This window comes from Mongoliitalea sp. (assembly GCF_054166905.1).
Genome location: NZ_JBSZCK010000034.1, coordinates 49,704 through 71,846, shown reverse-complemented (window position 1 = coordinate 71,846; position 22,143 = coordinate 49,704). Strand labels below are relative to the sequence as shown.

General features: G+C 40.9%; 9 protein-coding genes, 1 tRNA gene and 1 pseudogene. 5 read left to right on the top strand and 6 right to left on the bottom strand.

From position 1 onward, the window contains the following. Nucleotides 1-108 precede the first annotated feature (108 nt). The 3 genes from ACXIUD_RS12765 to ACXIUD_RS12755 all read left to right on the top strand — a co-directional run bounded on the left by ACXIUD_RS12765 (nucleotide 109) and on the right by ACXIUD_RS12755 (nucleotide 6,825). Nucleotides 109-1,155, top strand: a complete 1,047-nt coding sequence (locus tag ACXIUD_RS12765; RefSeq protein ID WP_458053033.1) for a proline iminopeptidase-family hydrolase — start codon at nucleotides 109-111, stop codon at nucleotides 1,153-1,155. Nucleotides 1,156-1,487: 332 nt separating this feature from the next. After that, nucleotides 1,488-6,290, top strand: coding sequence for a carbohydrate binding domain-containing protein (locus ACXIUD_RS12760; RefSeq protein ID WP_458053032.1), 4,803 nt, complete (start codon nucleotides 1,488-1,490; stop codon nucleotides 6,288-6,290). A 67-nt stretch (nucleotides 6,291-6,357) separates the two neighbouring features. Next, the gene (locus ACXIUD_RS12755) at nucleotides 6,358-6,825 is read left to right on the top strand and encodes a hypothetical protein (RefSeq protein ID WP_458053031.1); all 468 of its coding nucleotides are present in this window, start codon (nucleotides 6,358-6,360) and stop codon (nucleotides 6,823-6,825) included. A gap of 632 nt (nucleotides 6,826-7,457) precedes the next feature. On the opposite strand, the gene ACXIUD_RS12750 is transcribed toward ACXIUD_RS12755, so the two are convergent. Beyond that, on the bottom strand, nucleotides 7,458-10,646 hold the full coding sequence (locus tag ACXIUD_RS12750) for an AsmA-like C-terminal region-containing protein (RefSeq protein WP_458053030.1): 3,189 nt from the start codon (nucleotides 10,644-10,646) through the stop codon (nucleotides 7,458-7,460). A gap of 77 nt (nucleotides 10,647-10,723) precedes the next feature. Continuing rightward, the gene (locus tag ACXIUD_RS12745) at nucleotides 10,724-13,855 is read right to left on the bottom strand and encodes an AsmA-like C-terminal region-containing protein (RefSeq protein ID WP_458053029.1); all 3,132 of its coding nucleotides are present in this window, start codon (nucleotides 13,853-13,855) and stop codon (nucleotides 10,724-10,726) included. A gap of 170 nt (nucleotides 13,856-14,025) precedes the next feature. Between ACXIUD_RS12745 and ACXIUD_RS12740 the strand changes: the two genes are divergently transcribed. Together ACXIUD_RS12740 and ACXIUD_RS12735 are read left to right on the top strand one after the other, a co-directional pair. Next, on the top strand, nucleotides 14,026-14,877 hold the full coding sequence (locus ACXIUD_RS12740) for a hypothetical protein (RefSeq protein WP_458053028.1): 852 nt from the start codon (nucleotides 14,026-14,028) through the stop codon (nucleotides 14,875-14,877). A 117-nt stretch (nucleotides 14,878-14,994) separates the two neighbouring features. Continuing rightward, nucleotides 14,995-15,068 (top strand) — tRNA-Asn (locus tag ACXIUD_RS12735). A 537-nt stretch (nucleotides 15,069-15,605) separates the two neighbouring features. Here the strand turns inward: ACXIUD_RS12735 and ACXIUD_RS12730 are convergent. The 4 genes and pseudogenes from ACXIUD_RS12730 to ACXIUD_RS12715 all read right to left on the bottom strand — a co-directional run. After that, a pseudogene (locus ACXIUD_RS12730) lies at nucleotides 15,606-15,897 on the bottom strand (hypothetical protein); the annotation flags it as partial. A 228-nt stretch (nucleotides 15,898-16,125) separates the two neighbouring features. Continuing rightward, a complete protein-coding gene (locus ACXIUD_RS12725) occupies nucleotides 16,126-18,276 on the bottom strand; it encodes a c-type cytochrome domain-containing protein (RefSeq protein WP_458053027.1) in 2,151 nt (716 codons plus the stop codon). 1 nt (nucleotide 18,277) lies between these two features. Next, nucleotides 18,278-19,729 (bottom strand): DUF1501 domain-containing protein, encoded by a 1,452-nt coding sequence (locus ACXIUD_RS12720; protein ID WP_458053026.1) that lies wholly within the window; start codon nucleotides 19,727-19,729, stop codon nucleotides 18,278-18,280. A 5-nt stretch (nucleotides 19,730-19,734) separates the two neighbouring features. After that, nucleotides 19,735-22,044 carry a PSD1 and planctomycete cytochrome C domain-containing protein gene (locus ACXIUD_RS12715; RefSeq protein WP_458053025.1) on the bottom strand — a complete coding sequence of 770 codons (2,310 nt, stop codon included), beginning with the start codon at nucleotides 22,042-22,044 and terminating at the stop codon, nucleotides 19,735-19,737. Between the last annotated feature and the right edge of the window lie 99 nt (nucleotides 22,045-22,143).

Here is a 22,143-nt window from a genome sequence, read left to right as displayed (position 1 = left end):
CTGTATTTTTAACATCTCCAGTAAACTGGAAAAATCCAACTTATTCATAAATTTTGTAAGCTTACCAAATATTTCTACATTTAGACAACCATCAACCAAACAAATCCTATGCGTAACTCACTTTTCATTCTCACACTTCTACTAGGAGGTCTCATAGCGTGTACTTCATCTACCCAAGACAACAATTCTGATGCCCTCCATACCTATCTTGATTTTTCAGAGCGGTCGGATCAATTTGAGGGAGGTATACGGATGATCCCTATTCAGACACCTTCTGGAGAATTTAAAGTATGGACCAAACGCGTAGGAAACAACCCAAAGATGAAAGTGCTTTTACTTCATGGGGGACCGGGTATGACACACGAACTGTATTCTTGTTTCGATGGATTTTTCCCTTCCGAGGGTATTGAGTACATCTTTTATGATCAGCTAGGTTCCTATTACTCTGAGCAACCTGAAGATCAATCCTTATGGACTATTGAGCGCTTTGTGGATGAAGTAGAGCAAGTACGTATTGCCTTGGGTATGGATGCTGACAACTTTTACCTTTTTGGACAATCTTGGGGTGGAATCTTAGCCATGGAATATGCCCTCAAGCATCAGGATAAACTTAAAGGCTTGGTCATTTCGAATATGATGGCAAGTTTGGATGAATATGAAAAGTATGCCAAGGAAGTATTAGGGCCTCAAATGCCAGCGGAAGTTTTTGCTGAAATCATGGAAATCGAGGAAAAAGAAGATTTTGAAAACCCTCGCTATGAAGAATTACTTCTGGAGTACCATTATCAGTATCATGTATTGCGAATGCCTTTAGCTGATTGGCCTGAAGCCGTGATGCGTTCGCTCAAACACGTTAATCCGAATGTGTACGTGTATATGCAAGGGCATTCTGAATTTGGGATTACAGCAGGTGCCAGTCTGAAAGGCTGGGACAGAAGAGAGGAATTAAAAACCATCTCCGTGCCAACACTTGTCATTGGTGCAGGTCATGACACCATGGATCCGACCCATATGGAATGGATGGCAGGAGAAGTACAACAAGGACGCTATTTATTTTGCCCTGATGGCAGTCATCTCAGCCAATACGATGATCAAGAGGTATTTTTTAAGGGCTTGATTAAATTTATTAAGGATGTAGACAAAGGAGCTTTCTGACTTTGATTTCATCAACGGCTTTTATTTAAATGTAGTTTAAAATGAAATGTAACTAGCCTTGACACTTCAAATATGAGATCCTAATTTTCACCAGATAAGAAATTGGAGAAAACAGCCTGATGTGTCTTGAGAAATTCATTTTTGTAGTTGGTATAAAGGATTTTAACGTTGAAAGTAACTATTGATGTATTATTGATGTAGTATTTTTTTTGGCTTGATGAACATTTGTAGTACGGCACAACACAATCACACAGAATTATTTAAGGTACTTTTAACAATCGCAAAAGTGCGATCTGATAAAATTTATACCAAAATAATCATTCATAGTGCCTATGAAAAATTTTACTCTTTTTCTCACAACTTTTTTAATGACCTTACTAAGCATACATGCTTGGTCGTTAGAAATACCACCGAAAGCTCCGGAAAGAAAGAGCTTGGAAGAGCAGCCAAATCTTATAATTAATGGCGACTTTTCAGACGGATTAACTTCCTGGACAACCTTTATTGCAGATTTTGCTGGAGTATCTGCATCCATTGCAGTAACAAATGGTGAAGCAGCTATAACGAATATAGCAGGTGCAGGTGGAGAGGTATGGTTTGTTCAATTAAACCAAGTGTTAACTCCTGCTCAGATAGGGGCGCTCCAAGTAGGTGAAACCTACAAAGCAAGCTTTCAAGCAAGGTCAACAACAGCTGGAAGACAATTGAGATTGTACTTTGGTGAAGATGGCGGTGGATTTCAGTCCATAAACGTTACGGATTTCTCTATCTCTACCGAGATGACAACCTATGAAGCTACTTTCGTAGTAGGTACTACCTTTGGATCTATGAAGTTTGGTTTTGAAATGGGGCGTAGCAATGATCCTGTATTTATAGATAATGTCTCTTTAGTAAGAACCGAGGCTAGTGATGATCCCCCTGCGACTGGAGGAGGATTCAATTTACCTGTGACGTTTGATGATGAAGAAATTAATTACATTCTAGATGATTTTGGAGGTGCTGTATCAGAAGTAGTTACTGATCCTACCGATCCAACAAACAGGGTTGCTCGAACCATAAAAGGTGCTGATGCAGCAGATTTTGCTGGAACAACTGTTGGTGGAACGGCTGGCTTTAGCTCTCCTATTCCATTTGCACCAGGCGCCACTACCATGAGCGTTCGCGTTTGGTCACCTATAGCAGGAATCCCTGTTCGATTGAAAGTGGAAGATTCCAGAGATAATACTATCAGTGTAGAAACAGAAGCGAGGGTAACTCAAGCCGAAACATGGCAAACATTGGTTTTCGATTTTTCAAATGAAGCTTTTGGAACTGCTGCAATTAACTTTACCAGAAGTTATAACATGGCATCTATATTCTTTGACTTCGGGACCTCCGGAGAAGCTGTAGGAGCTGCTAGAACCTATTTCTGGGATGATATGGAATTTGGTGGTGAAGTTGGAGAAGACAGTGGGTCTATACTCCTACCGATCACATTTGAAAACGATATTGACTGGTCAACTGTAATTACCAACTTTGATGGAGGGGAACTTACTGTCATTGATAATCCTGACACCAATGGCAACGAAAGTGCAAAAGTGGGTCGAATGGTTAAAAATGCAGGAGCAGTATTTGCAGGATCATTTATCAGGTTAGATCAGACTATAAATCTAAACAATGGTACTGAATTCAGAGCCTTAGTATGGGCTCCAAGAGTAGGCAGCAGAATGTTGTTAAAGTTTGAAAATCCATTAAATCCTGCACAGCAATTTGAGCAAGAGGTTACCATTCCGGTAGCTAATGAATGGGTAGAAGTTAGTTTTGACATGTCGGGTGCGAATCCTGCTTTCACCTTTAGAAACGTGGTGTTGATTTTTGACAATGGCACCGTAGGAGATGGATCGGCAAACTTCACGTGGTTTGTAGATAATATCCGCCAAATTGATGCCACAGGTGGATTCGGTGGACCTACCTTACCGTTGACATTTGAAGAAGATATTGCTTGGGATGCTTTCTTTGACAACTTCGCAGGAGGAGAATTGAGCGTAATTGATAACCCTGATACGGATGGGAATCCAAGTGCAAAGGTGGCTAGGATGGTGAAAAATACGGGTGAAGTATTTGCAGGTTCGGTTATCAGACTAGGTGAAGATATAGATTTCTCTCGAGGAACAGATTTTAACATCCAAGTATGGGCACCACGTCCGAACACACGCATGCTATTCAAAATAGAAAATGCTACGGATGGAGGTCAGTTTTTTGAGCAAGAAGTTACCATAGCTGAGAGCAATCAGTGGGTTGATTTGAGCATCAATATGAGCGGAGCTAATCGCGCATTTACGTATAGAAAAATCGTCTTGATTTTTGATAATGGAACTGTAGGAGATGGAACTTCCAACTTTACTTGGTTTGTAGACAATATTAGTCAAGAACAAGGAGAAGGACCAGGAATTGGAACGCTTACCTTACCTGTTACATTCGAAGACGAGGACATTGATTACGAATTAACTGACTTTGAAGGAGCTACATCTGAGATTGTAGTAGACCCTACTAATCCAGCCAATAGAGTAGCACAAACTACGAAAAGTGAGACTGCTGCACTCTTTGCAGGCACTACTATTGGTGGAACTGCTGGATTTGCTAATCCAATTCCTTTCGCTGCTGGTGCAACATTTATGAATGTTAGAGTATGGTCTCCTGTTGCTGGCATTCAAGTACGCTTGAAAGTTGAGGCAGCAAATGACCCAACCATTAGCGTTGAGACAGAAGCCACGGTAACTCGTGCATCTGGATGGCAGACGATAACATTTAACTTTGCTAATCAGGCAACTGGTACAGCAGCAATCAACTTTGCAAATAGCTACAATAAAGCAACTATCTTCTTTGATTTTGGACGAACAGGTCAAGAAGTTGGGGAAGCTAGAACTTACTTCTGGGATGATTTAGCTTTTGGAATTGGACAAGATGAAGATCCTGGAACACCAACTGATGGCCCTGTATTGCCACTTACTTTTGAAGAGGATATAGACTGGGATTCTTTCATTACAGGCTTTGAAGGTGGAGAATTAACTGTCATTGATAATCCTGACACCAATGGAAACCCAAGTGCTAAAGTAGCTAGAATGGTGAAAAATGAAGGCGCTGTATTTGCAGGTGCATTCATTGATTTGAGTGAGCCTATTAACTTCGCGCAAGGTTCAGAATTTATAGCACAAGTTTGGGCTCCTAGAGCAAATACTACCATGCTATTTAAATTTGAAAATAGTGCTAATCCTGCTGAAGAGTTTGAACAAAATGTAACAATTCCTACAGCATCCACTTGGCAAGACATAACAATTGATATGAGTGGTGCAAATCCTGCTTTCAGATATGATCGAGTAGTATTGATATTTGATCTTGGTACTGCAGGAGATGGTTCGGCTAATTTCACTTGGTTTATCGATAACATCCGTCAAGGAGGAGATGTTGAACCAGAACCAGAAGTGCCAACAACGAATCTGATCATCAATGGCAACTTCGCTGATGGATTAAATTCATGGACTCCATTTATTGCTGATTTTGCCGGAGTGAGTGCAAACGTAGCCGTAACAAATGGCGAAGCAGCAATTACAGGAATCACAGGTGCTGGAGGTGAAGTATGGCATGTTCAACTCAATCAAATTTTCACACCTGCTCAAATTGCTTTACTCGAAATAGGTGAAACTTATAAAGTAAGCTTCCAGGCAAGATCAACCGTAGAGGGCAGACAATTACGCATGTACTTTGGTGAAGATGGGGGTGGATTCCGATCCATAGAAGTTACTGATATTTCCCTAGGCACTGCAATGCAGACCTTCGAAGTTACTTTTGAGGTAGGAGCCACTTATGATGCCATGAAACTTGGATTCGAAATGGGCTTGAGTAATGACCCAGTGTTCATTGACAACGTGTCCATGGTAAAAGAAGGAGGCGATGAGCCAGAGCCAGAAGTACCGACAAGTCTTGTCATCAATGGTGACTTTGCTGATGGGTTAAATTCATGGACTCCATTCATTGCTGATTTTGCAGGAGTAAGCGCAAACGTAGCCGTAACCAACGGTGAAGCAGCAATAACAAATATCGCTGGTGCTGGAGGTGAAATATGGCATGTTCAATTGAACCAAATCTTCACACCTGCACAAATTGCTTTACTTGAAATCGGTGAATCTTACAGGGTACGTTTCCAAGCACGATCAACCGTAGAAGATAGACAACTACGCATGTACTTTGGAGAAGATGGAGGTGGATTCCGATCCATAGAAGTTACTGATGTTTCCCTAGGTACTCAAATGCAGACATTCGAAGTCACTTTTGAAGTCGGAGCTACTTATGACGCTATGAAACTTGGTTTCGAAATGGGCTTAAGTAATGACCCAGTGTTTATTGACAACGTGTCCATGGTAAAAATAGTAACCGAACTTCGAGCCCAGTCCATTACATTCATTGACATACCTGCGCAATTGGCAGGTGGTAATCCAATTGAATTGGAAGCGACTGCAAGTTCTGGACTAGCTGTAAGCTTTACTGCTGAGTCAGAGAATATCAGCATAGAAGGCAATGTGGTAACACTACTTGCTGCTGGTAGAGCAACCATCGTGGCTACTCAAGATGGTAATAATGAGTTCAGACCTGCAGCTCCAGTGACTAGAACTTTCTGTATTAATCCATTGAGACCAACGATCACCTTGAGTGGAGAGGGCTCTGCAAATACAGTCTTAACTTCAAGTGCAAGTGCAGGCAATCAGTGGTTCAGAAATGGAATCGCTATCGAAGGGGCAACTGGACAAACCTTTACAGTTACTAACCAAGGTTCTTACACTGTAGCGGTACGAGTTGATGACTGCGTAAGCGAACCGTCTGAAGCGATCAATTTGATTGTCAATAGTAACAGAATACAGAGACCACGTGAGATTTCAGTATTCCCTAATCCAGTGGAAACCTACTTGCAGATTAGAGGAGTAAGTGAAAGTGTAAGTTCTGTTGAAATGGTTGATATGACAGGTAGAGTAAACAACATTGTGTTTGAGCAGTCTAATGATGGAATCAGAGCAAATGTTGCCAACTTAGCACCTGGCATGTATGTAGTGAGAATTCAAGAAGGGAATAGAAGCTACGCTGTCAAAGTATTGAAAAAATAATAAACCTTCAAGCTCCTCCTGCCATCAGGCTAGGAGGGGCTTCTCATAACCTTTTAAAATGAATATCATGAACAACTCTCAATATATTTCTAACCTCGGTAGCAGACTCAAACATTTGATGCTAGTCTTGATTCTACCGTTTGTCTTCGTCGCATGTGGAGACGATGATCCTGTGCCACAGGAGCCTGCCCCCCAAGATCGAGTGTCTTCTTTATTGACTAGTTCACCTTGGACTTTGACAGGTGTTACCGTAGACGGGTTAAACCGTACTAGTGCCTATGCCGGTTTGACAATTACCTTTACTAGAAACACCTTTACCACCACCAATGGTAGAGGCATTTGGCCAGCTTCCGGTGGATGGACTTTCACCAATGAAAATGCGACTGCCTTCACTAGAAACGATGGTGTGGTCGTAACTATTCAAACAATTAACGAAAACTTAATGCGCTTAAGTATGGATGTGGATGAAAACTCATTCATCACCGAGCGAACCAACTCTCTTGCTGGTACACATGTGATGGTTTTCGAAAGATAAGTATTTCAAAATACTACTAATGATTGGAAAGCTGTCTAGACTGAAAGGTTTAGGCAGCTTTTTTAGTGAACAGTTGGTAGTGAGGAGTGAACAGTGGTTGGGAATGTAGAATTAGGAATGAAGAATGAGAAATGGGGTGTAACCTTCGTTTGTGGGTTTAAACCCACGATTTTAATTGTATTTTGAAACAGAAGTTGAACGAATTCCTAAGGAATACACCCAATCAATTGCCGTGGCTTTTAAGCCCTGGTATTGGAATAGGGATGAACAGTTAGCAGTGGGAAGTGAACAGTGGTTGGGAATGTAGAATTAGGAATGAAAAATTAGGAATGAAAGGAGATTTTATCACCTTGTCAAGTCCTGATTTTTTTGTCATTTTTTTTATAATTCTTCAATTCTTAAACAAAACCCCCGATCCCAGCGGGATCAACTATTTATAGTTACAATACGTCTAGGTACAGGTGCGACTCCGAACGGAGTCGAATGTCTTTAGCTGCAAATAATTTAACTATAAACATGTGACCTCTTCGAGGTCGGGATTTTCGGCATTAAAAACAAATGGGTGCGGTGTATTCAATCCGCATTTTCATGCAACTTTATTAAGAATGACAATCGTCTACGCCAGTTTCATTCTAGTCTCTAATTTCTAAACTCTCGCTTCTCGCATCTCGTCTCTCATTTCTATTCCTCGCTAATCCAACATCCAAATTATCTGGTGTGCCGCTCATGCGTATATTCAGGAATCTAACACGGCGATTAGCGTCTCGTGTTATAATTGCGTCCTCTTGATCGGGATCTACTTCATCTCGGTTACGCCCGCCAAAAAGTGCCCTTGCCCCTACTTGAGTCACCAAACTCCAGGGTACACGGACCAAATAGTCCATCTTCATATCCAAAGCTTGGGTTCCAGATAATTCCATAAAACCAAGGCTAGAATTGATTTGCATACTCGGAATGGTCAGTACTCCACCCTTCAATTCAAAGTTATTCTGTAAGGTATCAAAGCGTACCCGGTTCATATTTCGATCTGCAAAGAAGGAGCCCATGGCACGCATTGGGGCAAAATCAATCAACTCACCGTTATAAATATTTACATTGATCTTTGCTTCGGATTGATCTAGAATTGGAGTCAAATCAGGATACACCAATAACTTACTTTCAATAGAACCGGAAACTTTACCTCTCAGATTATCCGCTAATACCACATCCTTCCCCATATTGTCCATTTTGAAAAGCAATTGATCGACCTGAATCTGATCCACTCGGATATTGCTATGAAAATAGATTTTATCCGGATTTCTTCCATTCAGGTAGCCATTCATTCGAAACTTCCCATCTGCCAAGGCAAAATCCAACTGCTCTATATGCAGCATGCTGTCTGTACTGCTACGGAACCTTGCTTTAATATTGTCTAGCCATGTCCCGTGATACAAAAGCCTATCAACTTCTACCCCCACTTTGAAATCTCTAAAGGGTAATTTGAAAATATTGAAAGCCTCCTCATGATTGGACTCTTTTTCGATACTTTCAAAGCCCATCAAAGCATCCAAGTCAAGCTTTTGACCTCTCAATTGAAAAAAATCAGGTCTATCAGCGGAAGGTCTGTTGACACTATCCCCCAAATTGTACCCCATTGTGATACGGAAACTTGACTCTCCCATAGTTCCCCCAAAGTTGTCTATCTTCATGTATTGGTCCGACCAACTCATTTTTCCGCCAAAAGCTTCAAATTTCAGTGGATGAATCTTGGTTTGCCCTTGGAGTTTGGCTACGTCTAAGTAAAAGTTTTGCCTTCCAGCCCGCTTTTCCATGCGAAGATCCGCATCAAAACGCAAGTCTGTAAAATATTCTTCCTTGTAAGCATCTGGCAAAAAATTGACGCCTTGATAGGTCATCAAGTCTTTAATCTTCAAGTAATCCGAAGCAAAACGTACCTTCAAATTACTCAAACCATTCTCTTCTTCCTCAAACCATTTTGGATAATTCTCCAGCTTTCCTGTCAGATAGATGTCCGAGGTGTCTATTTTACCCTGAAAGCTTCTGATCGCCACCATTTGGGAGTCTATTTCAAATACTCCTCTAAAATTCCGGAAATCATGCGGGTAATTCTTCAGACCAAAATCCAAGGTTTTCATATGTAACCTGCCTTGGGGTAAGTAATCAAATTTAAAAAGGTTGATTGCATTCGCCTGAAGTTCCAGGTCCAAGGTGAGTTTACGCAATTCCTCACTTTTCTCTTCATCCTCTACATACAAAAACTTACCTAGCTCAATAAGCCCTGCATTTGCCTGTACGCTGACCTTAACAGGAACATCCAATTGATGAAAAATTGCCGGTAAATCAGAAACCTGAGCTTTCATGGAAAAATCAGAATCTGCTAACTTTGCAGAGAAATTATCCAAGAACAAGGTCCCGTCCACCATTTTGGCATACGCATTCAAATCCCTGATAGGATAGGGAAAATCTGCATAGGTAAGATTCAAATTACGAATCCGCAACTCTGACTGTAAACTCTCCTTAGCCTGACGGATGCTAGCATTTGACAGATTCATATCCACTAATTCATCAAAATCCATCCGTAACAAAACCTCTCCGCTTACCCCTTTCAAATCTGGTATCTGAAAAAACTCTCCAATAAAAGCCAAATCCAAGTCTACCAGTAAATCCACTTTTACATAAGGATTTTCAAAATCACGTACGGTTAAGTTCCCTTGAAACACCCCTCTTTCAGGTTTTGCATTGAAATTTTGTAATCTAAATTCGGAAGTTCGGAGGTTTCGCTCAGAACCATTGGTAAAGAATGCTAAAAACCGCAGATCCTCTACCCTTCTTTCCAACTCCTTATTTTCAAAAAACGCATTATCACAACCAAACTCGAATGCAATCGCAGGACTTTCTCCTTGGGCTACCAATCCACGGATGGAACCTCTAAAAAACACATCTCCTTGATTTTGATAGCGCTTAAATGCATCAGCTGTTTCCAGAGGTAAAAATGCCGCTATAAGATTGAAGTCAGGTTTTTCACCCTCCAACTCCACTTGTAAATCAAAGCCCTCCTTCAAAAACGCCGCTGAACCATCTACTCTTAAAAGAGACTCTTGCAGTTTGAGATTGGAAGGACGAAAATCTATTCGTTTGGTAGCTTGATCAAACGTAAAGCCTAAATCCAAAGCTAAATTCTTGCCGGAAAAAAAGGCTTCCTTACCCTCCTTTTTTAAAACTAAGTATAAAGATGCATCCAAAAAGACGTCTAAAATGTCCTTTTTGGACTTCACAGCTGTTTTTAATTCGCTGAGGTCAACCGAGAGCAATTCATCTTTCGCTATTTTGTAGTAAGAAACTTGTAAGTTTTCAATCCACAATTTCTTCAGCTCAAAATCAATAGCATCTCCGGACTCAGACTCGGAGGCTGGTAAATTTTTGGCCTGCAAAAGATTAAGTACTCCTTCCGCATCCTCCACGAGTCGGATATGGCCAGAAAGAATTTTAACTGCCTTTACTTTGTAATTACCGCTTAGAATATCCGAAATGCTAAAACCAACATAGAGATCTTCAAACTCATAGATGGGTAAAGTAGATTTTTCTCGATCCCCATAAAATTTAAGCCCTTGCAAATCAATTGAAATGTAGGGGAAATTGGTGAAAACAGAGATGTGAGAGTCCTCAAGCACTAATTTACCATCAAATTGCTCATTCATCAGGGCAATCGCACGCTGAACAAGCACATCTTGCTTGGAATACACCAAAGCAATCCCTGTTACAAAAAGTGTTAGCAACAGAAGTGGCAGAAAGAATAAGACTTTTAAAATCCGCTTACGCATGGTTGGCTTTGTTTAAGCCAAAAAACGCAAGAAATCAAGAAGAGGTTTTAGCTTTTGAGCTTTTGTACTACAATTATTTACCGCTGATTCTGATCCCTTCGAAGGGCGATCTTATAATCTTCTGGAGTCCCTGTCATATTGATGTTGACAAAACGTGTTCGTCTGCTTGCATCACGAAATATAATAGCATCCTCCTTTTCTGGATCAACCTCATTTTTATTTTTGCCTCCAAAAAGTGCACGAAAGCCCACTTGGGTTACCATGGCCAAAGGAACACGGATGAAGTAATCCATATTCAGGTCCAAACTTTGCCTGCCTGAAAGCTCAATAAAGCCCAAACTGGAATTGATGTTCATCGCAGGAATATGTAAAACCCCACCCTTCAATTCAAAAGTATTGGTCAAGGTGTCAAACCTGACGCGATTCAAATTGCGGTCTCCAAAATAGGATGATAAAGCAGCAAGTGGAGTGAAGTTAACCAAACTGCCTTGGTAAACCGTCAAATCCATCGTTGCCTCTGATTTATCCACAATGGGCGTAAGATCGGGATACACCAGAAATTTACTTTTGATGGTTCCGCTTACCAGTCCATGTAAATTTTCATTGATCAGGTAATCTTGTCCGAAGTTTTCAAACTTAAATAACAGCTTGTCCATATCCAGTTTATCCGCTTGCATTTCACTGTGGAAATAGATTTCCTCTGGATTGGACCCATTGAAATAGCCTTTGACACCCAAGGACCCATTTGCCACTTTCAAATGGAGTGTATCCAAATAAACAAAATGGTCTGTTTGGCTCCTCAAGGAAGCCTTAACATCGCTCAACCAAAACGTATGGTAGTTGAGCCGCTGTATGTCCGCTTTGAACTCCATATTCCGGAAAGGCAGCTGAAAGACATTGAATGCTTCCTGATGATTGGTGTCTTCCTCAAAGCCTTGAAAGCCCATCAAGGCATCTAGGTCCAAGGCGGGTGCTCTCAAGTGTAGGTAGTCTTTTTTAGGATTGGGAGATTCTCCTAAGTTATAACCCATGTTTACAGCAAAAGAAGAAACGCCCATTTTTCCCCCAAAATCCTCCAATAGCAGGTAATCGTCTTGGAGGTGTGCTCGCCCTTTAAATCCCTCCAGTTTCAAAGGATGAAGGGTAGACAAAGCGGTCAGATTCTCTAAGAAAAAATCAGCCGATTGAAACGCATGTTTCTGAAAGTCCAATTGGATATTTCCCGATGCCTGTAAATTTCTCAAGGTTTCTTCCCTCCAACTTTCGGGCAAATAGTTCACCCCATTGTAAGTTAACAAGTCATTTAATCGGAGTTTAGTGGACGCAAGATTTACTTGAATGATAGACTGTCCATCCAAGGAGTCCTTCATCCATTTAGAGAAGTTCTCGACTTTTCCCGTCAATTGGAAATTTGACTGATCTATTTCTCCCTTAAACTTTTTGATCTGCAATACATCTTTATCTATATGTACCTCGGCGTCAAAATCATGAAAGGTATGTGGAAAATTATCCAACTTGGCATAAAAATCCTCTACCTTAAAGACTCCTGTAGGCAGAAATTCAAAGTTCAGCAAGTCTTTAGCATTGGCTAGGAAGGATAGGTGAAGCTTTAAATCTCTAATATTTTCGCTTTCTTCTTTTCCTGATAGTTGGCCTAATAAAATGGCCTTTGATTGTGTCTCTAAGGAAACTTGGATTGCTTTATCCTGCTGATGCAATAAGGCCGGAAAATCAGATACTCTTCCTTTCAATGAGAAATCTGAATCCTTGATAGTAAAGTTCAAGTGGTTCAACTGAAGCCTTCCATCGGCCATAATAGCGTGCGCTTCCACCTGCTCCACGGGGTAAGGGTACCCTTTGATCGCAAATCGAAGGTCCTTTAAGCGAAGCTCAGACTGTAAGCTTTTTTGCATTTGGACAAAGTCTACCGCAGAACTCTCCAAGTCCACCAACTCATCAAAATCCATCGTCAACAATACCTGCCCGCTCAAGCCTTCAAAACCTTCTAATTCAAAAAACTCTCCCACAAAATCCAAATCTAGGTCAGCATTGAGTTTGACTTTGATGTAAGGATCAAGAAAATCCCTGATCAATAAATCTGCTTGAAAAAACCCTTTATCAGGTTTGGCATTGAAATTTTGTAAGCGAAACTCCGATGTTTTCAGTGAACGCTCGGATCCATTAGTGTAAAAGCCTACAAATCTCAAATCTTCAACTCTCCGTTGATTATCCGCACGAAGAAAATATGCATTGTCACAACCAAACTCAATCGCAATTGCAGGAGAGGCTCCATCGGCAATACTTCCTCTAATGGTCCCAATGAAGAAAATCTCTCCTTGGTTTTGATATTCGTTCAACGCAGCGGCTACTTCATTCGGAAGAAAGGCTGCAAATAAATTGAAATCCGGCTTTTGTCCTTCAATTTTTAGGTCCAATTGCGGGGCATCCAACAGATCCTGAATGTTTCCGGAAGCCGCAAAAAGTGATTCTTCTAACCACACACTAGATGGACTCAGATCCAAAAAGCCCCGATCCCCATCATAGGTAAGATCAAGGTTTAGACGAATATTTTTATTTGAAAAAAAGGTTGGCTTATCTTGCTTATCCAAATCAAAGGTCAGTTCTCCGACCATCCTTAAGTCTATTAGCGCATCCAACGAACTCACCATTGTCTGAATTTCTTTGATATGCGCAGTGTATCGCAAGCCCGCTTGCTCATCAAAAAATGACAGGTCAAAGGAATCTATTTTGATGGATTGCAGGGCAAAATCCAAGGACTCACCTTCTGACTCCCCATCTCCCACCATATTTTTGGCTGTTAGTAAATTGATTTCCCCTGCCTCATTTTTTATCAAGTGCAAAAAACCTCCTTTAATTTTTACACTCTTGACTTCATAGCTTCCTGTCAAAATATCCCATAAAGAAAAACCCACATACAAATCCTGAACTTCGTATATGGGTGTATCTTGTAAGTCTTTTTCATCATAAAACTTCAATCCTTGAAGATCTATGGAGATATAGGGAAAATTGGCAAAAGGAGAAATTCGGGATTTTGAAAGCACCAACTCTCCTTTCAAGGATTGGTTGATTTGTTGAATTGCCTGCTGTGTAAGTGCCTCTTGCTTCCAAGCGATCACCCCAATGCCAAGCATGAGCAATAGCACAGGAACCGTAATGACGATTAAAAAGATTTTTACTGATTTTTTCATGGATACTTAGATCAAAGACTCTACGGTCACTGGTCAAAAATAATGCAATTTGGCTAGGAATCTTAGTTTTTTTAACAACTATTAATCCTTTGTGTGAGAAAAGTCAACAAGGAATTCCAAAACATTTCCTTCATTCGTAGCTTATACTACAATCATTAAAAATCACAGCAATGATTCGAACCTTTTTTGGATGGCAGATACGGGCTTTTGACCTGTTGGATGAGCATTGGGAGTCTGACCGTGTGACCAAGATTATCAGCAACATTGTAGTTGCTTTTTTTCTTATGGGCTTATTATTAGGTTTATTTTCTTATCTGAATTTACTTCCGGCATTCATTCAGATTTCGCCTTTTTTCGCAATCGAACTCGCCTTCAATGTGCTGTTGATTTTTGAGGTTTTGGGGCTGATATTCCTCTTTCCAAAATCAGTAGCTGATGCTGTAGGCAAGCAATTTGAAATCATCTCCTTGTTATTATTGCGGGATGCGTTTAAGGAATTTGGGCATTACTTAGGAGAAATGAATTGGGAACTGGGTTTTGCTATGGAGTTGTTGCCGATTATATCGGATGCCTTTGGGGCTATTTTGATATTCCTGATTACGGGCTTGTTTTACCGAGCACAGCGGCATTTTCGCATCACTCAAAACTATGAGGAGCAAATCAGTTTTGTTGCTATCAAAAAATTGATTTCTATCTATCTAACCATCACCTTTATATTCCTCGGAGTGTATGATGTAGTGTCTGCATACCAAACCCATCAGTTTATCTACAGCATCAAGCTTTTTTACACGCTCTTAATTTTCACGGATGTGTTTATCTTGCTCTTTTCACTGCGGTATACAACGAAGTATTATAACTTATTCCGGTATTCTTCCTTTGCCTTGGCGACCATTTTTCTCCGCTTGACACTTTCTGCCCCTCCATTTTACAATGTGTTGTTGGCAGTGATTGCGGGATTGATGGTTTTGGGTGTGACCTATATCTACAACAAACTCCTTTCCCAGCAAAAAATAAGTGACTGATTGTGAATTGAAAAAACTGAAAAGGCGTGAATTTTCATATTTTTTTAGGGTGAGTACTTGCATAGAACAGATGAGCCTATTACTTTTGCATCACCTTAAACGGTAACACATACAAACTCCTCCTTAGCTCAGTTGGTTAGAGCACATGACTGTTAATCATGGGGTCCTAGGTTCAAGCCCTAGAGGGGGAGCCCTGAAAATCAAGGGCTTAGAAAGAAATTTCTAAGTCCTTATTTTTTTACTTCATACAAAATTCACACAAAACGGGTTTGAGTTTCCTTTTTGTGCTGGAATTCATGCAAATGATTTGAGCATTTTTTACGCCTTGACAGGTCGCTTTAGTCCAAATTCTTGATAAATGTCGTCAACTTCTATGATTCAATTATATCATAAAATAGAAAAATGATTAAACATGACATTTGAGGTGAAAGAAGTCTTTTCTTTACTCGAAAAAAATGAACTTAAATAAATAACCCCTGATCAACTAGAGGAGAGGGAGAAAAAGATCGTATGAAAAAAATATAAAAAATACGTTAACATTACCTCCATAGGCTGAATAAAATTTGCACTACAAAAATCTCAATCCCTATCCTAACTTCCTTGAAAATTTGAGTGAATTGCGTGACTGGACTTTTTTTAATATTCATTTCCCCTAAAAAACTTACTTAATACAACATGAGGTATCATTAATGGAGGTATTCTCATTGAAAAAAAGGTCTTATTATGATAAAAATAAGGCCGATATTCCCTCCTAAAACCTTCTTGAAGTGTCTAAATATCAACGGTTCAATCCTATCTTTATAATTTCTATGAATCTTATCCATATGCCGATAGATGGAATAAACGCTGTTTTCCTTGTTCTTGAATCTGGCAAGATAATCGATGATTTTCAAGGATAACAATCTCTGATTCATCAAAAGAACTGCCTAAAGACTTGACAACTTTATTGATTCAGCCCACTTTTTGGATAATCTGTACACTAAAGCTACCGCTAGAATTCCTTTTACGTCTCACAAACATAAACTAAAAATACTCCGAGACACCCAAAAACACAAAATCAATCGACTTAATCCATTAAATTTCAACGACTTAATTTTGAACTAAAGTACACCCGCACAAAACAGGAAAAACAAGAGACTCAAGCTTGGATAAGGCCGAGGCTTTTTTACAAATACCCGGATATGGGTAAATGTCCCTCCGAATACATCGTTGAATTTGAAAAACTCTAATTGCCTTTAACAAGCCTCGCTAATTCACCAATACCTCATCCAAAAATACCCAACCTCGCTGACCGGCTCCGGGATGCCATGCGGGAAGAGAATTCACGGGTTTTAAGATCGCTTTGATCTGAGTGATTCCATTAGATGGCAAGGAATACTCCAATAGCAATTGCTTTCGTTCTTGATTAGTGATCGGTTGCTCAGGTTTATCTCGGTGAAGCAGTACCCATGTATCTCCTGTCCCTTTGGACCAGATTTCCACGGTAAGTGGTGGAAAAATATAAGAGGATACTGCACTCAATAAGCTAAACGCAATGGTATGAGGAATTTTTCCTGGCTCCAAATCGAGTATAAGTTCAGCATCTGTGTTCTGAAAACCCAACCACTTGCCGGAAGCAAAATCTTCATCACCTTTTTCCAAATCAAACAAGGTTTCAACTCCATTCCCCTTGTAGGAATTATGAGGAGGAAATGTCAACTGATACTTCTGAGGCTTAATTCCTGCTTTGAAAAAGACAGCTTCAGCCTCCTCACTGCCCAGCCAACCATCAGCAAAAGCACGCACACGAAGATGAGCATTTTTGCTGATGGTAAGTGGACTTGTATAGAGTTGATAATTGCTACTATCGGGTGCTGTATTATTCAAGGTGTAAAATATTCCCACACCACTGATGGGATGCTTAATACTTACTTCTACCTGTTCTTGGAAAATACCAGACTCCGCTTGAATCATCGGTGCATTCAATTGATAGAGCCGTCCATCATCTCTGTGACCAAGATCAATCGTTGAAAGAGGCAAGGCAGAAGAGAGTTTAGCTGTCTGAACCTCATTTATTCCCGTATTCCAAAGATAGAATGCATCAACTTGTGACAACTTCCCTAATTTTTCAAAAGCTGTAGCCTCCAGTAAATTTCCGGTCAATGAAAGTGTTTTTAATGATTTCAAGCCTGTCAACGCATCTATGTGCGTTCCTCGAATACCCGTACCATTCAAAAAAAGCTTTTCTAAATTGATAAACTGACGGAGTTTTTGAAGATCCTCTTCCATCAAGGGCATATTCGAAAGGTTCAATGTGACAACTTGCTCGCGAATAGCACCTAATTCATCCAGCTGCTCAGATTTGAAATTACCTTTGCCAAAAAAACTCACCTGAAGCGCTGGTGAACCAGGATGAATGGATTGAATAACCCGGAAATCATTACTCAACTTGGCAATAGTTGCTGCGGGTGCAAATGGAAAAGAATAAGTCTCTCCCGTATTTGAAAGAAAGGTCTGCTTAGCTAATTGAAAAAAAATGCCCGTGTCCTCCAAGCTCAACATAGATTTTTCCATAGGTGCTCTTTCCTCAACCCACGCTCGAATCAATTCCAATTCGTTGGGAGTTAATTGCACTTTGCCTTTGGGGGGCATGTGTTCCTCATGTTCCAAGGGCAGCAATATCCGTTGTAAAAGAGGAGATAATCCGGGATTATCAGCATTCAAAACGGGACCATTCTTTCCTCCAGCTACTACATATGCAGCACCGTCAAGGCGCAATTCGCCTTTTTGTTTGGAGGCTTTATGACAGGAAACACATTTTTGTTCCAAAATCGGAAGAATTACATGGTCAAATGCCATCGCCTCTTCTAATTTCACGGTAACAGAAGCCGCTTTTTGCTGGAATGGTGCCCATAAAAAATCCTCTCCATGAGTCATCGAAGCTCCCAAGTGCCCTGCAAGCAAAGTCAAAACTACCGTGCCGAGCGATCCAAGTCGGGAAATGAAGTGATTACCCCTACTCCAGGCCCAATACCAACTACTTGCTATCCAAAAAACACCCATACTAAGCCATTGATGGGCAAAAAACTCCTCTGCATTGTATCCTGATTCTGCTGCCAAAAAAAGCCCCGCCAATACGGTCAAACCTGTCATACAGAGCGTCAGCAAAAACAACACCTGAGCAAGAATTTGATTTTGAAAGGCAAAAGTCTTCGGGTTCCATAATAATACCACTAATAAGAGCAATAAGACAATAGGAAAGTGTAAGATCAAAGGATGCGCTCTACCAAAAACCTCCAGAAGTAAAGGCACTTCCAAGTATGCATGGCCGATGGCAATAGCCAAACAAAGCCCATGCAAAGCAATCAGTACATACTGAAGGATAGAAATAAACAAAGAATGGGTACGGTGAACTTGCATATTAGACCAACAAATCTTTCACTACATGCCCATGTACATCCGTCAGCCTATATCTTCTCCCCAAATGCTTATACGTCAGTCGCTCATGGTCTACTCCCATCAAATGCAGGATAGTGGCATGAAAATCATGTACATGCACCGGGTTTTCCACAATATTGTATCCAAATTCATCGGTTTCACCATAGACAATTCCTGGCTTCACACCACCACCGGCCATCCAAATAGAAAAAGCCTTGGGATGATGATCCCTTCCGTAATTGTCCACTTGAATTTTCCCTTGACAATAATTGGTGCGTCCGAATTCACCTCCCCAAATCACCAATGTCTCGTCTAATAATCCTCGCTGCTTGAGATCCTGAATCAAAGCAGCCGAAGCCTGATCCACGTCCTTCGCTTGTTTGGCCATTTCAGAGGGGAGATTGTCATGCTGATCCCAGCCTTGATGATAGAGTTGGACAAATCGAACACCACTTTCCGATAGCTTTCTTGCTAATAGGCAGTTGGCGGCATAGGTTCCTGGAACCAAACAATCCGGCCCGTACATTTTGATGATGCTGTCAGGCTCCTTAGAAATATCGGTCACCTCTGGTACAGCTGTTTGCATGCGGAATGCCATTTCATATTGCTGTATTTTAGCAGTAATTTCAGGATCTCCGAAGGCTTGGTAATTCAATTGATTAAGTTGGGCTAACTTATCCAACATCCTTCTGCGGTCTTCTCTTCTCATACCTTTTGGGTCATTGAGGTATAAGACAGGGTCTTCACTGGCAGAAAATTGTACCCCTTGATGAACCGAGTCCAAAAAGCCATTGGTCCAAAGCTTAGAATATACTCCTTGTCCATTCCCCTTTCCTTTACTTAGAAGTACACAAAAAGCCGGTAAGTTATTGTTTTCACTCCCTAATCCATAACTCAACCAAGATCCCATACTCGGACGATTGCCTACCTGCGCTCCTGTTTGGAAAAAAGTCAATGCAGGGTCATGATTGATCGCCTCTGTATACATGGACTTGACAATGCAGATATCATCTACCACTTTCGCCGTGTAGGGAAACAAATTCGAAATCCAAGCTCTGGCTTCCCCATATTGTTGGAAACCATAGTGAGAACCGACCAAGGGAAAAGAAGCCTGTCCAGAAGTCATCCCTGTCAATCGCTGTCCCTTACGAATAGAATCCGGAAGTTCCATACCGAATTGTTTATTGAGCAAAGGCTTGTAATCAAAAGACTCTAACTGGGAAGGGGCTCCATTTTGAAACAGATAGATCACTCGTTTAGCTTTGGGAGCAAAATGAGGTAACGCATCCATGATCGCATCTTCCGCTGTTCCCTTTCGAAAGAGATCAGGAATAAGCAAACTACCCAAGGCCAAACTGCCGATACCTAAGCTGACTTTACTGAGAAATTTACGTCGATTATGACCAAGGCCATGTTCCAATTGTTCTTTTTCCATGGTGCTTAGGTTTTGGTTATTGCTTCTTCTAAATTATATATGGCTGTAATCACCTGACTCATAGCAATCAATTCTGGAGAAATTGACTCTGTATTTAAAGGCTTTGCTCCTTGGTGGATCAAGGTTACTCCTGCTGATAGCTCTTTGCTAAAACGATCCATTTCATCTTGATAATAGAATGAAAGAATCTGCAGTTCCTGTCGGTTAGGCTTTCGTCCCAAAATACGCATAAAGGAAGTGGTGATCATCTGAGATGTCTCCTTTCCATCCTTCATAAGTTGGGCAGCTAAATACCTAGATGCCTCCAAAACCAAGGGGTCATTGAGCATGACCAATGCCTGTAAAGGTGTATTAGTGCGACTTCTGCTTACCTCACAGACATCCCGATTGCTCCCATCAAAAATAATAGGCATGGGAGGGGGAACCGTCAATTTAATAAAGGTGTACAAGCCTCTTCTGTAGAGCTGATTGCCAGTTGCTTGCTTGTAGGTACGCAATTCTCCTCTACCCGAGCTCGCAGCTTCCCAAAGTCCGGCTGGCTGATAGGGCTTGACACTAGGACCGCCAACCTCAGAGTGCAATAATCCTGAACTCGCCAAAATCATATCCCGAATACTTTCTGCGGTCAACCGTAATCGGGGTGCTCGTGCCAAATACGTATTCCCTGGATCTACCGCATATTTCTTAGAATCTATGACAGAAGATTGCTGATACGTGGAAGACATGACCAGCTGCTTGATAAGTCGCTTGATATCCCAACCATTTTCTACAAAATCTACCGCTAACCAATCCAAGAGCTGCGGATGCGAAGGTAGCGAACCTTGCATACCAAAATCACCCGTGGAAGCCACAATTCCTTGTCCAAAAATTTCCTGCCAAATCAAATTGACAAAAACACGGGCTGTTAATGGATTTTGCGCATCCGTCGTCCATTGAGCAAGTCCCAACCTATTGGCTGGTAAGGAAGCATCAAAGGCAAAAACAGCTGCGGGGGTGTTTGGCCAAACTTCTTCACTTGGCGCATCGTACAGGCCCCGATCCAGGATGTAGGTTTTGCGTGTTTCTTTCAATTCTTCCATTACGGAAACCATAATACTACTGGTATCGGAATGATTGATAAATTTCAGCAATTCATCAATATCTGTACGCTCAATCCACAGGATTGGCGTTTTCGCTGGCTTAGATTGTACCACATCACCTTCATAGCCCTTTTCTGGTGTGTTATTGAAAAAGGCAAAAAGCTCAAAGTAATTTTTCTGGGAAATCGGATCGTATTTGTGGTCGTGGCATTGCGCACATTCCACAGTCAAACCTAGAATTCCCTTAGTAAACGTATTGGTCTTATCTAAAACATATTCTACTCGATACTCCTCATCTATCACACCACCCTCTTCCGTGTATTTATGATTTCTATTGTAGGCTGTCGCTAAAATCTGCTCCTTTGTAGCATTTGGCAATAAATCCCCTGCCAGCTGCCAAGTAATGAACTGATCATAAGGCATATTTTTATTAAATGCATGAATCACCCAATCACGATACGGCCATTGGGTACGGATATTATCGTCTTGATATCCATAAGAATCTGCATAACGAGCGATATCCATCCAGAACACGGCCATTTTTTCACCAAATGAAGGCAGGTTAAGTAACTCATCTACCAATTGTTCGTAGGAAAAGTCCGATTGATTGGAAAGGAATTTTTCTTGAAGTTCCAAACTGGAGGGTAAACCCGTAATGTCATAGGACAGTCTTCTTAGCAGCGTCAATCGATCTGCTGCTGGGTTAGGAGCAAGCTTTTTGCTTTCCATTTTCGCCAATATGAAATAATCGATTTCATTGGAAGGCCATTGCTTATTTTTCACTGATGGAAGCGCAGATTTTTGAGGCGGTTCAAAGGCCCAATGTGGTTCATAAATTGCTCCTTGCTCTATCCATCGCTTAATCAATGCTATATCCTCTTCACTGAGATATAAGTTGGACTCTGGAGGAGGCATTATTTCTCCAGGATCTGAGGAAGTTATCCGTTGAAAAACAACCGAATTCATGGGGTCATGTGGTACAATCCCAAACTGATTGGGATATTCTTTCAAAGCCGCATAAGCATACTCGGCTATGTCCAATCGAAGACCTGCTTCCCGCTTATTGGCGTCAGGCCCATGGCAGGCAAAACAGTTATCCGATAAAATGGGCCGAATATGATAATTATAGCTGATTTGCTCTCGATCGTCTAAAACCAACTCAAGTTTAGATTCTTTCCTACAAGAAAATAGTAGTAAGAGTAAAGCCAACAACGAAAGAAGCAAACGAAGATTCATAAATCACGAAGTTCAAACACGAAATGTAATTTGATAAAAATTAGACAAACCAACAATACTTTTTGTAAAAATTGCAAAAACTAAAAACTATCTTATCCA